The organism is Ensifer sp. LC384 (genome assembly GCF_001695865.1).
GTDB lineage: Bacteria > Pseudomonadota > Alphaproteobacteria > Rhizobiales > Rhizobiaceae > Ensifer.
The window spans coordinates 445,991-459,160 of record NZ_MBST01000001.1; the positions used below are offsets into that span (position 1 = coordinate 445,991).

Sequence of the window (13,170 nt, forward strand, 5' to 3'; positions counted from 1 at the left end):
GCTTCACAACCGGACCGAATCGTCGGCATCCTCTCTGAGGTTAGAAAGAGAGGCGGGACGACAAATGAGTGTCAGTGGTAACGGCGGATCTAGAGAAGCCATCAAGCACACCGCGGTCATCGGAACCGTTCTTCAGATGTGGGAAAAGCTCGCCTGGGACATCGACGTGTTCGAGGAGATCCAACGAGCCTACCCAAAAGAAATGCAGCCTCTTGCCTACGCTGCGATCAACGTTTGCATCGCCGCATCAAGCCTGACCGATTGGGTTTTGATAACCAAGTGCCCAAGCCGGAACAAAGGCGAGTGGGCACTCATCCGAGATCAGCTCGCTCTTCAAGTTCCGGGCCTAACGATGTGTCGAGCCATCGCGAACACGTCGAAACACTATGAATTCGATGAGGGCCTCTGGCACGGAGGCCAAGTCGCACTGGGCTGGGAGGAAGGGGATGAAGACATCCCTTCCACCTTCGTGCTCTACCATGATGATGGACAGAGCACGAAGATGGCTTTCAATTCGTTCCAGGAACTTAAATGGGCCTGGTGGAATACCCTCGTGGCTGAAGGACTTACAGAAGGCCAAAAGCCCAACCCCGAGTGGCACCAAAACAAGATGCAGGCGATTTTCGGAGAGGTGACAAAAAATCTCCCTCCCCACACGCTTCATCCGTTGCCCCAGGGCTTCCAGACCACCAAGACGGTGAAGGAAGAGACCTGATCACCTCGGCTCCTTTGAAGATCCTACCTTCAAAGGCCCTTCAAATACACGTCACGCTGCTTTTTGACAGCGAATCGGAATTTCGGTTTTTCCGGTTTCTCGTGTCAAAATTCCGAAAAATCGCGGCGAGCTACAATCGGCTACCCCACCAAATGTGGGGCAAAAACAGCCAAAAACCTAGCAAAATCAATGTCAATGGGCAGACTGGTGGGCCCGGAGGGACTCGAACCCCCAACCAAGCGGTTATGAGCCGCCGGCTCTAACCATTGAGCTACAGGCCCACGCCGGATCGAAGATCCGGGCATCGCGAACCAATGGCAGTTCGTGATCGGCAATGGCTCTAGCTGAAAACCTTTTTGACGACAAGTCATTGCCGCAATGCCCACACAATCGATAAGCATGAAAGCAGCAGGGACAGAAACAACCGGAGAGACACGACCAATGACTTCCACACGCACTGCCCGCACGCTTTCCATCGTTGCCTTTGCCGCCGCCTTTGCGGGAATTGCCGCTGCCGGCGCACACGCGCAGGATGCCGCCAAGGAGCGCGAAGCGATCATCACCGTTGCCGGCGAAGGTCGCTCGTCGATCGCGCCTGACATGGCGATCCTGCAGCTGAGCGTCGTCAAGGACGCCAAGACCGCGCGCGAGGCGCTCGACGCCAACAACAAGACGATGGCCGAGGTTCTGGCGGCACTCAAGGACGGCGGCATTGCCGAGCGCGACCTGCAGACGAGCGGCTTTTCGGTCAACCCGCAATACAACTACCCGACCAACAATGACGGCGGCAATCGCCCGCCGGAGCTGATCGGCTACCAGGTGGCCAACGGCGTCAGCGTGCGCGTGCGCGACCTCGCCAAGCTCGGCGAGATCGTCGACAAGTCGGTAACGCTCGGCGTCAACCAGGGCGGCGGCATCCAGTTCACCAACGACAAGCCGGAAGGCGCGATCACCGAAGCGCGCAAGGCCGCCGTTGCCGACGCCATCGAGAAAGCCAAGGTGCTGGCGGAGGCTGCCGGCGTCTCGCTCGGCAACATCGTCAACATCACCGAGCAGGGTTTCCGTCCGGAGCCGGTTCCGATGATGCGCGCCGGCATGGCCAAGGAATACGCAGCCGATAGCGTGCCGATGGCAACCGGCGAAAACAGCTACAACGTCACGGTCAACGTCACCTTCGCGATCAAGCAGTAACCGCTTGTGGTCGCGCCCGCCTGCCGACATCGTGGGCGGGCTTTGCGGTACCGGACCTGCCTGACACTGCACTCGGCTCAGACAGGCATTGGACGTACAAAAAGCCCCGCGCGGTTGCAGCCGCGCGGGGCTCTTTTGTGTCCGGCTTACAGCGCCGCGCGTCAAATATGGCGCGCAAAGGACGCTGTAACACTTTAAACTTGCTGCATAGCTCCTCAAATCGATTCCGATTTGAGGAGCTATGCAGCAAAGGCGACCGACGGCAGGGCCGCCTCTTCCCCGTCTCGCGCCGTCTCTCGATACATGTCACCCGCAGTCTTCAGCGACGTCCGCGCAACCGCATGCGGGATGCGGACGTCGACAAGCCGCCAGATACGTTCCTACGCGCCTCATTCAGGCAAAGAAAAACCCCTCACGCCTGGGGCGTGAGGGGTGCATTTCCGCCGGCCGGGGGAGACAGGACGGAAAAGGCTTGGATTACCAGCGGCCGATCGCTTACCAACGACCGATAACGGGGCAACCGCGAACGTTGGCGAAGGCGATCGTCTGGCGGTAGCCGCGGCGGCTGCCTTCAACGACGATGCGGCGGTGCGAGACGTCGGCGACATAGGCGCGGCGCAGGCCATGGTCACGGGCCTTGTCGACGGCCATCCAGGGGGCGCAGCGGCTGCGGCGGCCACCATCCCAGTGGCGATCACGACCGCGGTGGTCACGACCCCAGTCACGCTCGTCGTCGTAACCACGGTCGAAATCGCGATCGTAGTCACGATACTGGACATCGACGCCGCCGCGCGGGCCGAAGCCGAATTCGATCGTTTCTGCCGAAGCGGTGGAGGCGGCACCGACGAGGCCGGTCAAACCGATGACGACGGCGGCGGCAGCGTTGATGAGGATATTCTTCATGGTCATTCTCCGAGGGCTTGAAGGGGTCAATGTGCAATCACCGTCCCAAGCGATTGATCGGACAATAGCGGCGCGAAACTGAACGCTAGCGGAACTGCACATTCATGCAGGGTTCAGGTTGCGGGCACCTGACGAAAACGGGCGCGAGGCAAAAGATTCGTTCGACTTTTGAGAGAGGCGCAGCGGCGCGCGGCCGGCAAGCGCAATGCTGACATTCGACAGCAATATCAGTGAACTAGAGCATGTCGCGCAAAAGTGCGCAGCGGTTTTGCGACAACGACATGCGCAAAAACAAGAGCTTAAAGCGCAACAAGCGAATCCTTAGGATCGCGACGCGCTGTAGCGGATCGGATGGACCACAGGATTGCGGCTCTGAGCGCGACAAGCGGGGGCAGAACCAACACGATTCTTTGGGGCGGCCTTGGTGCGTCGATGTCGCTCAGCCGGAAAGTTCGGCTTCGAAGGCGCGCATGTTGCGATAGTGGCTGATGCGGGTGATCGACTGATCCTCGATCTCGATCACGAAGACGCTCGGGATCGAATAGCTCTGGCCGGAGGCAGCGGGGAACCCTTCCAGCGTCTCGCGGTAAGTGCCGCGCGCCGTCAGGTCGGCAGCGATCCGCTGGCCGAAATTGTCGCGCATCAGCACGACATCCCCGTAGGTTTCGTCGAAATGCCGGAGATAGGTCATGACGCTTGCCCGCAACGGCCCGACGCCGACGGTGCGCTGGCCGGTCACCGAATCAAGCGCCACATCCTCATCGACCAGCCGCGCCAGTGCGTCGAAATCGCGGTCGTTCAATGCGTCGATAAAGCGGCTGGCAATGGTCTGCGCGTCGGTCATATCTGCCTCAGATGCTGATTGCGGGTTCGGCCATGCCTTTCGGACGACGCGCGGGCAAATTCACTTCCGCGCCCCCTCCCCTAACGAATATGGAAGGCAGACCGCGCCCTTCAAGGCGCGGCCGCGATCAAGAGCACAATCGGTGGATGTCAGGGGCCAAGGTGCAGCACGATCTCGCGGCGGTGCGGCCGGTCGCGATGTTCGAAGAGATAGAGCCCTTGCCAGGTGCCGAGCGCCATTCGCCCCGCATTGACCGGGATGCCGATCGATACCTGCGTCAGCGCCGCCTTGATATGGGCCGGCATGTCGTCCGGTCCCTCCTGCGTGTGAACCACCCAGCGCATCGACGGGTCGGAGGATGGCGGCACCAGCCGGCCGAAGAATTCGCTGAGGTCACGCTTCACGTCGGGGTCGGCGTTCTCCTGGATTATCAGCGAGCAGGAGGTATGGCGCACAAACACGGTCAAAAGCCCCTCGCCCGTGCCGTTGGCGCGGACGAACTCGGCTGCCTCGTCGGTGAACTCGTAGAGCCCCTGTCCGCGGGTGGAAATGACGATCGTGGTCTGCGGCATCGGCGTCGCGTCTCCTCGGCTGGCGGCGGCGGCAAAACGCGCACCTCCTCCCCAACGGGTCGGCAAAAGCCGCCCCAAGTCAAGCCCAAGCGCTCTGCCAGGTTCTACGGCTATTTCTCAAGAAAGGCCTCGAAGCCGCCATAGATCATGCGCTTGCCGTCGAACACATTCTTCCAGGCATCGCCCTGCAGCCGCGGATCCGCCATCACCTTGGCGACGATCGCGTCGCGGTCGGCGCGCGACTTGTAGGTGATCCAGGAAAAGACCACGGTCTCGTCTTCCTTGGCCTGCACAGCGCGGGGAAAGGACGTCACCTCGCCATAGGGCACGTCGTCGCCGAGGCATTCCGCATAGGAGAGCGCACCATGCTCCATCCACACGTCGCCCGCCTCCCTCGCCATGTTCTTGTAGGCCTCGATGTTGGCCTTGGGCACGGCAACGATGAAACCATCCACGTAACTCATGTCGATATCCTCCTCGGTTGCTTCAACCACCAAAGGACGAACGGGATGGAAAGGTTCCGACAGTGCCTGCGAATTTTCCGGATGATGCGTGTTGTGGTGCCCTCGCCGCCGTTCCCGGACGGCCCGTCGCGGCAAAAGAGCGCCCCATCGCACGGCTTTGCGAAAAAATCCTGACCGCCTGTCGGCAAGCCCGCCCTCCGTTCGTCCTTGGGACTGACCATCACCCAAAGGAGAAACCGTCATGCAGAAGATCACGCCCTTTCTCTGGTTCGACAACCAGCTCGAAGACGCCATCCACTTCTACACTTCCATCTTCCGCAATGCCCGCGTCACCGACATCAAGAAGGGGCCGGACGGCAAAGCCTTCACCGCCTCGTTCGAACTCGAGGGACAGGCGTTCATGGGGCTCAATGGCGGGCCGCATTTCAAATTTTCCGAAGCCGTCTCGTTCTTCGTGCGCTGCGCCGATCAGGCGGAGGTCGATTATTACTGGGAACGGCTGCTCGACGGCGGCACGCCGCAGCATTGCGGCTGGCTGAAGGACCGTTTCGGCCTTGCCTGGCAGATCATCCCCGATGCGCTGATGCGTCACCTGAGCGATCCCGATCCGGCGCGCGCCGGCCGCGCCCAGCAGGCGATGATGGGTATGGTCAAGATCGACGTCGCCGGGCTTGAAAAGGCAGCCGCCGGCTGAGCGCAGGTTGATATTACATCAGCTGCCGCAACCGTTGAGCTGGCGACGATAGAGCGATGCCATGCCGGCGGCGCGCTTGGCGCCGTTCCTGGCCGTGTCGCTCCAGTTGCCGCGGGCATAGCCGGCTTGGCCGTGATAGTAGGCGATGTAGAGCCGATAGGTGTCGTTGAGGGCGATACCGTTTCGCTGGCCGCTTTCGCGGTGATACCAGGCGATGAAGCGGATGGCGTCGGCGAAATCGGAGCGCCGCGCCGTCCAGCGGCCGGTTTCGCTCTGGTAGCGCGCCCAGGTGCCGTCGAGCGCCTGCGAATAGCCGTAGGCCGACGACACCCGCGTCCAGGGAATGAAGCCGAACAGCTTGGTCCGCGGCGGCTTGGCATTATGGCGGAAGCCGGATTCCGTATAGATCGTCGCCATCAGCACCGGAACGGGCACGCCATATTCGCGCTCCGCCTGATAGGCGGCGCGGCGCCAATTGTTGAAAAGGCCATCTCGCTGCTCGAAAACCGCGCATGCGTTCCGGGTGTCTCTCGGCACCGTTGCGCAACCGGCCAGCAACAGGAGGACGACGACAAAAACGCAACGCATCTTCGAACCTCTCGTTTCCGAGAGATTGATAAAACGTAAACGTTAAGGATCGGTTTTGAATCGAATGCGAGTGATCGCGGGCGTGGCGTGTATCTCTCAAGATTCTGCTATCTGAAGTTTCAGGATTGACCTATTCTCGGCGCGCTGGGGCACGGCAGCCGCGCCGGTATTCCGCAGGTTTTCGAAGGTCACGCGGGAACGCGGGAATGCCGACGGCGGCACGCGCGAAACGAGGAGAGCGAAGAGATGCGATTTCCTGCTTTGACGTTTGCAACCTTTGTCGGGTTGACCGGCTTGGCGCCGGCCGCATGGGCCGACGATTGTGCCAATGCCAGCGACCAGGCAACGATGAACGAATGCGCCGACAAAGCGCTCAAGGCCTCCGACACCGAGCTCAACACCCTTTACAAGCAGATCGAGGCACGCCTGAAGGACGACCAGGACAAGACCAAGCTGCTGGTTGCGGCACAAAAGGCATGGATCGCCTTCCGCGATGCGGAGTGCAGTTTTTCCGGTTCCGGTGTGGCGGACGGCTCTGCCTATCCGATGATCGTCGCTCAATGCCGGGATGGCTTGACGCAGAACCGTGTCAAGGACTTCAAGACCTATCTGAGCTGCGAGGAAGGCGACCTCAGTTGCCCCGTGCCGTCAGCCGACTGAAGCCCGCCAGAAGCAAAATGGCGAGGGCATGCGTCTTCGCCATCGCGCTTGCCGGCGCCTTTCGCGACGCCATGCGCGGTGCGGCCCGCATCCTCTCCGGAAACGGGGCGCCGTAAACGGCAGCCGCCTGTCGCGTCATCGTGACAGGCGGCATGTCGAGCCCGCGCAATAGCGCAGCCCTGGGACCATCGCTTCGGCTTGGCCTACCCGAGCGAGGCGATCAGTTCACGATAGGCCGCTTCGGGAAATGCCTTGAGCGTTTTCGTGCGCACATTGCCGGCCATACCGAGCGTCAACGCGAAACGCGCAGCAACCGCATCATCGGGCGCCTCGCAGATGGCCACCATGTCGTATTCGCCCATGGTCAAAAAGAAATGCTTGAAGGAGCCGCCCATGTCGGAAAGCACCTGCTTTGCCGCGTCGAGCCTCTTTGGAGACTCGCGCACATTCTTCACGCCCTGCTCTGTCCAATTGAGGAGCACGACATAAGTGGTCATCTCACACCTCCAACGAGGCACGCTTCACGCCCGCGGTGCGACTGCTCCCGCGTCCTAGACGGGGTGCCCCAATTGCTCCAAAGGCGCGAGTATAGTCCCGGGTCGAGGGCCTCACAAGAAATCACAAAGGCGTAGGCACAAACGAAAAAGCCGGGCAATCTGCCCGGCCATTTATTCTGCAAGGCTGCCGCCTTAGCTGTCGAGGAAGCTGCGCAGCTTGCGCGAGCGGCTCGGGTGCTTGAGCTTGCGCAGCGCCTTCGCTTCGATCTGACGGATACGTTCGCGGGTAACCGAGAACTGCTGGCCGACTTCTTCGAGCGTATGGTCGGTGTTCATGCCGATGCCGAAGCGCATGCGCAGGACGCGCTCTTCGCGCGGCGTCAGCGAAGCCAGAACACGGGTCGTCGTTTCGCGCAGGTTCGCCTGGATGGCGGCGTCGATCGGCAGAAGCGCGTTCTTGTCCTCGATGAAATCGCCGAGATGCGAATCCTCTTCGTCGCCCACCGGGGTTTCGAGCGAGATCGGCTCCTTGGCGATCTTGAGGACCTTGCGGACCTTTTCGAGCGGCATGGCGAGCTTCTCGGCCAGTTCTTCCGGCGTCGGCTCGCGACCGATTTCGTGCAGCATCTGGCGCGACGTGCGAACGATCTTGTTGATCGTTTCGATCATGTGCACCGGAATGCGGATCGTGCGGGCCTGGTCGGCGATCGAGCGGGTGATCGCCTGACGGATCCACCAGGTCGCATAGGTCGAGAACTTGTAGCCGCGGCGGTATTCGAACTTGTCGACCGCCTTCATCAGGCCGATGTTGCCTTCCTGAATGAGATCGAGGAACTGCAGACCGCGGTTGGTGTACTTCTTGGCGATGGAGATGACGAGGCGCAGGTTGGCTTCGACCATTTCCTTCTTGGCGATGCGCGCTTCGCGCTCGCCCTTCTGCACCATCGAGACGATACGGCGAAACTCGGCGATCGAGATGCCGGTTTCGGTCGCAAGGTTCTGGATTTCCTGACGGATGTCGCGGATCGTCTGGTTTTCGCTCTTGGCGAATTCCTTCCAGCCCTTGCCGGCCAGGTTGCTGATCGACTTCATCCAGTTCGGATCGAGCTCGGCACCGGAATACTGTTCGAGGAAAGAGTCGCGCTTGACGCCGTAGGATTCGGCAAGGCGCAGCAGGCGACCCTCGTTCTGCATCAGGCGCTTGGAGATGTCGTAGAGCTGCTCGACGAGGCTGTCGACGCGGTTCTGGTTGAGCGACAGCGACTTGACCGCCTTGATCAGCTCGTCCTTGAGCTCCTTGTAGCGGCGCTCCTGGGCCGGCGACAGCGTGCCGGTGGCAGCGAGGCGGGCTTCCACCTGCTGGTCCTGCAATTTGCGCAGCTTCTTGTAGGTCTCGGCGATGATGTCGAGGGTTTCCATGACCTGCGGGCGCAGTTCCGCTTCCATGGCGGCGAGCGAGAGGTTCGACTCGTCGTCGTCTTCCTCTTCCTCCTCGGCCGGCATGACGTCGCCGCCGACATTGGTGATGTCGTCGTCGTTGGCGGCGCGAACCTTGCGGGTCTTTTCCTTTTCCTCGGCGGCCTTGCGGTCGGCCTCGATCTTTTCCGGGCTCTGGAACTGCGGAGCAGCCTTTGCCTCGGGACCGGAATAGGTGGTTTCGAGATCGATGATCTCGCGCAGCAGCGTCTGGCCTTCGTTGAGTTCGTCGCGCCAGATGATCAGCGCCTGGAACGTCAACGGGCTCTCACAGAGGCCGGCGATCATCGTCTCGCGGCCAGCTTCGATGCGCTTGGCAATCGCGATTTCGCCTTCGCGCGACAGAAGCTCGACCGAACCCATTTCGCGCAGATACATGCGCACCGGGTCGTCGGTCCTGTCGGTCGGCTCCTTCTTCTTCGTCGCCGCAAGCGCCGTGCCGCCGGAGGTGGCCAGTTCGCCGCCTTCGCCGTCGTTGTCGTCGTCGCTGCTTTCGTCGTCGCTGCTGCCGCCGGCGGCTTCTTCAGCTTCCTCGTCTTCGATGACGTTGATGCCCATGTCGGAGAGCATCGCCATCGTGTCTTCGATCTGCTCGGAGGTGACTTCTTCGGACGGCAGGACGGAGTTCAACTCGTCCATCGTCACATAGCCGCGCTTCTTGGCGGCCTTGATCATCTTCTTGACAGCGTCATCGGAAAGATCGAGAAGCGGGCCGTCCGGAGCGCCTTCGCGTTCAACGTCAGCTTCTTCGTTTTCTTTGACTTTGGTTGCCATTTAGTTCGTCGCTTTCCTTGTCGCAACCGGCGTGAGCCCGGTGCAAATGCCGCTCGAAGGTCCGGGTGCGCCGCGCACCCGCCACCGAATCATTTCCCCTGACGTAACGGGATGATGTTTAATTCCTGATTAACCACGATAGCGATCGTGGCAAAGCGGGCAAGCTTCGACAGTCCTGCCACTGAAGCACTACTGGCATGATATCCTAACCGCCGTGTCATTTCGCCATTTCTTGCTTGGAAATGGTGATTCCCAGAATTTTCGATCCCGTCAAGCATTTCCGCTGAAAAACCGCCCGATTCGACAAAAATCGCCTCAGTTCACGGTTTTTGGTGTTTATCAGCTTCCGCTGAACATGTAGGCGCTGCCCGTAGAAAGACAAGGGTCGATGCTGTTTATCGGCAAGGCCAAATTGCGCCCTCGCGGATCGCGCAACCATAGCTCTACCCTCTACGCCAGTTACACCGATAGCCCGTCGTATTTGACGATCTTCACCGCCTCGATGTCGAACTCCGGCAGGCAGCGCAGGTTGACGGCCGCCATCGGCCCGTTGGGGCCGTCCCCCTCGCCGAAGCGCGCGATGCCGCAATGGGCGCAAAAATGATGCTTGATGACATGCCTGTTGAATTCATAGGTCGAAAGATCGGCCCTCGGTGTCTTCAGGCTCAGGCTGTCACGCGCAACGAAGGCCAGCAATCCGCCGCGCCGGCGGCACATCGAACAATTGCAATCGATCGCCTCGGCGAAGTCTCCCTCGACCTCGAAAGCAATCTTCCCACAATGGCAACTTCCCTCGTAACGCATGCACTGGTTCCTTTGGCCGTCACAACCGTTGATCGCAATCACCCGCGACTGTCGGCAAAGATAGTGCGCAGAAGTCGGCGAACAAGCCGGAGCGGACGCCGGCTGCCAAGACGCAAAACAATTCCTGAAATGCCGGACTTCGCCTGTGAGTTCGCAACATTATTCCGGGTTTTCGCTTGCCTGCGACCCGATCTCGAATGACTTTTTGTCCACGAACGGAGGCCCGGATGAACATCAAGGAAACAGACGCGATGCGCGTCATCGGCGTGACGCGCAGGATCACCCTTGCCGACGTCAGGCATGCGGCCGCCGAGTTGGCGCCGAAGATCGACGCGGAAATCGAACGGGCGGGGCTCAAACCCGCTGGGCCGTGGATCTTTATTGCACAGAACCTGCCCAACAATGCCAACACCCTGTTCGACTGGCGCATCTGCCGCCCGGTGGAAGGCGACGGCGGCTATCGTGGGGCACTGGATATGATCGAGCTCGAGCCGATCATGGTGGCGTCCACCCTGCATCAGGGACCGATGCGCAGCTTGTTCACCCGAGGTTATGGACCGCTGGTAGCAAAGATCGAGATGAGCAGGCACAATTTCTCCGGCGAGAGCCGCGAGATCTATCACCGCTGGGCAGGCCCGGGAGCCCGCTACCACGAGATCGAGATCCAGTTCGGCCTTGCCAACTGACGAAAAAGCCGCGCATCCGTGGAACGCGCGGCCTTGTGGGTTGCGACACCGCGCCGAAGCGCCCGGTCTTACCAGTCCATCACCACCTTGCCGGAGTTGCCGGAGCGCATGGCCTCGAAGCCGTCGCGGAACTCGTCGATGCCGATGCGATGGGTGATGACGGGCGAAAGATCAAGCCCGCCCTGGACGAAGGCGATCATCTTGTACCAGGTTTCGAACATCTCGCGACCGTAGATGCCTTTCAGGTTGAGCATCTTGAAGATGACCTTGTTCCAGTCGATCTCGAAACCGGCAGGCGCAATGCCGAGAATGGCGATCTTCCCGCCATTGTTCATCTTGTCGATCATGTCGCGGAAGGCGGGTGCCGCACCCGACATCTCAAGCCCGACGTCGAAACCCTCGGTCATGCCGATCGATTTCATCACGTCGGCGAGGTTTTCCTTGGAGGCATCGACCACATGGTCGATGCCGACGCTTTTGGCGAGCGCCAGCCGCGTCGGATTGATGTCGGTGATGACCACCTTGCGCGCACCCGAGCGCTTGGCAACGAGCGCGCCCATGATGCCGATCGGTCCGGCGCCGGTCACCAGCACATCCTCGCCGACGAGGTCGAAGGAGAGTGCGGTGTGCACGGCATTGCCGAAGGGATCGAAGATCGCGGCGATCTCGTCCGGCACATCGTCGGGGATCGGCACGACATTGTATTCCGGCAGGCAGACGAATTCGCCGAACGAGCCCGGCCGGTTGACGCCGACGCCGAGCGTGTTGCGGCAAAGGTGGCCGCGGCCGGCGCGACAATTGCGGCATTTGCCGCAAACGATGTGGCCTTCGCCCGAGACGCGCTCGCCGACGTGATACTTGGTGACGGCCGAGCCAACCTCGGCGATCTCGCCCATGAATTCATGGCCGACGACCATCGGCACCGGAATGGTTTTTTGGGCCCATTGGTCCCAGTTCCAGATGTGCACGTCGGTGCCGCAGATGGCCGATTTCTTCACCTTGATCAGAACGTCGTTCGGTCCGACCTCCGGCACCGGCACCCGCTCCATCCAAAGCCCGACCTCGGGCTTCGTCTTGACCAGCGCCTTCATCATGTTCGTCATGGACCCCTCCCTCAGATAACACCGAGGTCGCGGCCGACCTCTTCGAATGCGGCGATCGCGCGGCGCACGTCCTCATCGCTGTGGGCGGCCGACATCTGCGTGCGGATGCGCGCCTGCCCCTTCGGCACCACCGGGAAGGAGAAGCCGATGACGTAGACGCCCTTCTTGAGCATGCGTGCGGCCATCTCCTGCGCCAGCGCCGCATCGCCCAGCATCACCGGGATGATCGGATGGCCTTCGCCGGCAAGCGTGAAGCCGAGCTTCGACATCTCCGTGCGAAACAGCGTCGCGTTCGCCGACAGTCGCGCCCGCAGTGCATCGCCGTTCTCGATAAGGTCGAACACCTTGAGCGAGGCAGCCGCAATCACCGGCGCCAGCGTGTTGGAGAACAGGTAGGGCCGCGAGCGCTGGCGCAGCCAGTCGACGACCTCGGCCTTGCCAGAGGTGTAACCGCCCGAGGCGCCGCCGAGCGCCTTCCCGAGCGTGCCGGTGATAATGTCGACGCGGCCTTCGACACCGCAATGTTCGGCCGAGCCACGGCCGTTTTTGCCGACGAAGCCAACCGCGTGGCTGTCATCGACCATGACCATGGCGCCGTACTTCTCGGCGAGGTCGCACACGCCCTGCAGATTGGCGATGATACCGTCCATCGAGAAGACGCCGTCGGTGGCGATCAGCTTGAAGCGGCTGCCTTCGGCCTTCTTCAGCTCTTCCTCGAGCGCTGCCATGTCGTTGTTGGCATAGCGGAAGCGCTTGGCCTTGGAGAGGCGCACGCCGTCGATGATCGAGGCATGGTTCAGCGCGTCGGAGATGATCGCGTCCTCTTCGCCGAGCAGCGTCTCGAACAGGCCGCCATTGGCATCGAAACAGGAGGAATAGAGGATCGTGTCTTCCATGCCGAGGAAGGAGGAGATGCGCGCCTCGAGCTGCTTGTGCTCTTCCTGGGTGCCGCAGATGAAGCGCACCGACGCCATGCCGTAGCCGTAACGGTCGAGCGCCTTTTTGCCGGCCTCGGCCAGTTCTTCGTTGTCGGCAAGGCCGAGGTAGTTGTTGGCGCAGAAGTTCAGCACCCGTTCGCCAGAGGCAACCTCGATCTCGCCCGCTTGCTTCGACACGATCACCCGCTCCGACTTGTAAAGACCTGATGACTTCAGGCCGCCGAGTTCGGAACGAAGGTGGGACAAGAAGGCTGAGGTCAT

At 61.1% G+C, this 13,170-nt stretch carries 15 protein-coding genes and 1 tRNA gene; 5 read left to right on the forward strand and 11 right to left on the reverse strand.

The genetic code is table 11. The annotated features are described in order from the left end of the window. Positions 1–64 precede the first annotated feature (64 nt). On the forward strand, positions 65–715 hold the full coding sequence (locus tag BC363_RS02200; RefSeq protein ID WP_065786454.1) for a hypothetical protein: 651 nt from the start codon (positions 65–67) through the stop codon (positions 713–715). Between the two features lie 205 nt (positions 716–920). On the opposite strand, the gene BC363_RS02205 is transcribed toward BC363_RS02200, so the two are convergent. Beyond that, positions 921–996 (reverse strand) — tRNA-Ile (locus BC363_RS02205). Positions 997–1,156: 160 nt separating this feature from the next. Between BC363_RS02205 and BC363_RS02210 the strand changes: the two genes are divergently transcribed. Continuing rightward, on the forward strand, positions 1,157–1,906 hold the full coding sequence (locus tag BC363_RS02210; RefSeq protein WP_065786453.1) for an SIMPL domain-containing protein: 750 nt from the start codon (positions 1,157–1,159) through the stop codon (positions 1,904–1,906). Positions 1,907–2,401: 495 nt separating this feature from the next. Here BC363_RS02210 and BC363_RS02215 read toward each other — a convergent pair whose 3' ends face one another. From BC363_RS02215 to BC363_RS02230, 4 genes are all read right to left on the reverse strand, one after another. Continuing rightward, complete coding sequence (locus BC363_RS02215; protein WP_065786452.1) at positions 2,402–2,809, reverse strand: hypothetical protein; 408 nt, start codon at positions 2,807–2,809, stop codon at positions 2,402–2,404. A 439-nt stretch (positions 2,810–3,248) separates the two neighbouring features. Next, on the reverse strand, positions 3,249–3,653 hold the full coding sequence (locus BC363_RS02220) for a ketosteroid isomerase-related protein (protein ID WP_065786451.1): 405 nt from the start codon (positions 3,651–3,653) through the stop codon (positions 3,249–3,251). A gap of 149 nt (positions 3,654–3,802) precedes the next feature. Then, the gene (locus tag BC363_RS02225; protein ID WP_065786450.1) at positions 3,803–4,225 is read right to left on the reverse strand and encodes a secondary thiamine-phosphate synthase enzyme YjbQ; all 423 of its coding nucleotides are present in this window, start codon (positions 4,223–4,225) and stop codon (positions 3,803–3,805) included. Between the two features lie 110 nt (positions 4,226–4,335). Continuing rightward, a complete protein-coding gene (locus tag BC363_RS02230) occupies positions 4,336–4,689 on the reverse strand; it encodes a DUF1428 family protein (RefSeq protein WP_065787004.1) in 354 nt (117 codons plus the stop codon). Between the two features lie 241 nt (positions 4,690–4,930). On the opposite strand from BC363_RS02230, the gene BC363_RS02235 reads away from it, so the two are divergent. Next, positions 4,931–5,383: a VOC family protein gene (locus BC363_RS02235; protein ID WP_065786449.1), complete on the forward strand. Its 453-nt coding sequence runs from the start codon at positions 4,931–4,933 to the stop codon at positions 5,381–5,383. A gap of 18 nt (positions 5,384–5,401) precedes the next feature. Here BC363_RS02235 and BC363_RS02240 read toward each other — a convergent pair whose 3' ends face one another. After that, a complete protein-coding gene (locus BC363_RS02240) occupies positions 5,402–5,971 on the reverse strand; it encodes a transglycosylase SLT domain-containing protein (RefSeq protein WP_065786448.1) in 570 nt (189 codons plus the stop codon). A 246-nt stretch (positions 5,972–6,217) separates the two neighbouring features. Between BC363_RS02240 and BC363_RS02245 the strand changes: the two genes are divergently transcribed. Next, complete coding sequence (locus BC363_RS02245) at positions 6,218–6,631, forward strand: lysozyme inhibitor LprI family protein (protein ID WP_065786447.1); 414 nt, start codon at positions 6,218–6,220, stop codon at positions 6,629–6,631. 203 nt (positions 6,632–6,834) lie between these two features. Here the strand turns inward: BC363_RS02245 and BC363_RS02250 are convergent, their stop codons facing one another. The 3 genes from BC363_RS02250 to BC363_RS02260 form a co-directional block, all read right to left on the reverse strand. Beyond that, complete coding sequence (locus BC363_RS02250; RefSeq protein WP_065775058.1) at positions 6,835–7,128, reverse strand: GYD domain-containing protein; 294 nt, start codon at positions 7,126–7,128, stop codon at positions 6,835–6,837. Between the two features lie 192 nt (positions 7,129–7,320). After that, a complete protein-coding gene (gene rpoD / locus BC363_RS02255) occupies positions 7,321–9,378 on the reverse strand; it encodes an RNA polymerase sigma factor RpoD (protein WP_053248270.1) in 2,058 nt (685 codons plus the stop codon). A 459-nt stretch (positions 9,379–9,837) separates the two neighbouring features. Further along, positions 9,838–10,182 carry a GFA family protein gene (locus BC363_RS02260; protein ID WP_065786446.1) on the reverse strand — a complete coding sequence of 115 codons (345 nt, stop codon included), beginning with the start codon at positions 10,180–10,182 and terminating at the stop codon, positions 9,838–9,840. 227 nt (positions 10,183–10,409) lie between these two features. Here BC363_RS02260 and BC363_RS02265 point away from each other — a divergent pair, with 227 nt between their 5' ends. Further along, positions 10,410–10,868 carry a GyrI-like domain-containing protein gene (locus tag BC363_RS02265; RefSeq protein WP_065786445.1) on the forward strand — a complete coding sequence of 153 codons (459 nt, stop codon included), beginning with the start codon at positions 10,410–10,412 and terminating at the stop codon, positions 10,866–10,868. Between the two features lie 68 nt (positions 10,869–10,936). On the opposite strand, the gene tdh is transcribed toward BC363_RS02265, so the two are convergent. Beyond that, positions 10,937–11,971 carry an L-threonine 3-dehydrogenase gene (gene tdh / locus BC363_RS02270; RefSeq protein WP_065786444.1) on the reverse strand — a complete coding sequence of 345 codons (1,035 nt, stop codon included), beginning with the start codon at positions 11,969–11,971 and terminating at the stop codon, positions 10,937–10,939. An 11-nt stretch (positions 11,972–11,982) separates the two neighbouring features. Continuing rightward, positions 11,983–13,170 (reverse strand): glycine C-acetyltransferase, encoded by a 1,188-nt coding sequence (locus BC363_RS02275; RefSeq protein WP_065786443.1) that lies wholly within the window; start codon positions 13,168–13,170, stop codon positions 11,983–11,985.

Bases quoted from the DNA above. Each gene is read 5' to 3' on its own strand.
- BC363_RS02200 (WP_065786454.1), top strand. From the start codon at position 65: ATGAGTGTCAGTGGTAACGGCGGATCTAGAGAAGCCATCAAGCACACC.
- BC363_RS02210 (WP_065786453.1), top strand. From the start codon at position 1,157: ATGACTTCCACACGCACTGCCCGCACGCTTTCCATCGTTGCCTTTGCC.
- BC363_RS02215 (WP_065786452.1), bottom strand. From the start codon at position 2,809: ATGAAGAATATCCTCATCAACGCTGCCGCCGCCGTCGTCATCGGTTTG.
- BC363_RS02220 (WP_065786451.1), bottom strand. From the start codon at position 3,653: ATGACCGACGCGCAGACCATTGCCAGCCGCTTTATCGACGCATTGAAC.
- BC363_RS02225 (WP_065786450.1), bottom strand. From the start codon at position 4,225: ATGCCGCAGACCACGATCGTCATTTCCACCCGCGGACAGGGGCTCTAC.
- BC363_RS02230 (WP_065787004.1), bottom strand. From the start codon at position 4,689: ATGAGTTACGTGGATGGTTTCATCGTTGCCGTGCCCAAGGCCAACATC.
- BC363_RS02235 (WP_065786449.1), top strand. From the start codon at position 4,931: ATGCAGAAGATCACGCCCTTTCTCTGGTTCGACAACCAGCTCGAAGAC.
- BC363_RS02240 (WP_065786448.1), bottom strand. From the start codon at position 5,971: ATGCGTTGCGTTTTTGTCGTCGTCCTCCTGTTGCTGGCCGGTTGCGCA.
- BC363_RS02245 (WP_065786447.1), top strand. From the start codon at position 6,218: ATGCGATTTCCTGCTTTGACGTTTGCAACCTTTGTCGGGTTGACCGGC.
- BC363_RS02250 (WP_065775058.1), bottom strand. From the start codon at position 7,128: ATGACCACTTATGTCGTGCTCCTCAATTGGACAGAGCAGGGCGTGAAG.
- rpoD (WP_053248270.1), bottom strand. From the start codon at position 9,378: ATGGCAACCAAAGTCAAAGAAAACGAAGAAGCTGACGTTGAACGCGAA.
- BC363_RS02260 (WP_065786446.1), bottom strand. From the start codon at position 10,182: ATGCGTTACGAGGGAAGTTGCCATTGTGGGAAGATTGCTTTCGAGGTC.
- BC363_RS02265 (WP_065786445.1), top strand. From the start codon at position 10,410: ATGAACATCAAGGAAACAGACGCGATGCGCGTCATCGGCGTGACGCGC.
- tdh (WP_065786444.1), bottom strand. From the start codon at position 11,971: ATGACGAACATGATGAAGGCGCTGGTCAAGACGAAGCCCGAGGTCGGG.
- BC363_RS02275 (WP_065786443.1), bottom strand. From the start codon at position 13,170: ATGACCTCAGCCTTCTTGTCCCACCTTCGTTCCGAACTCGGCGGCCTG.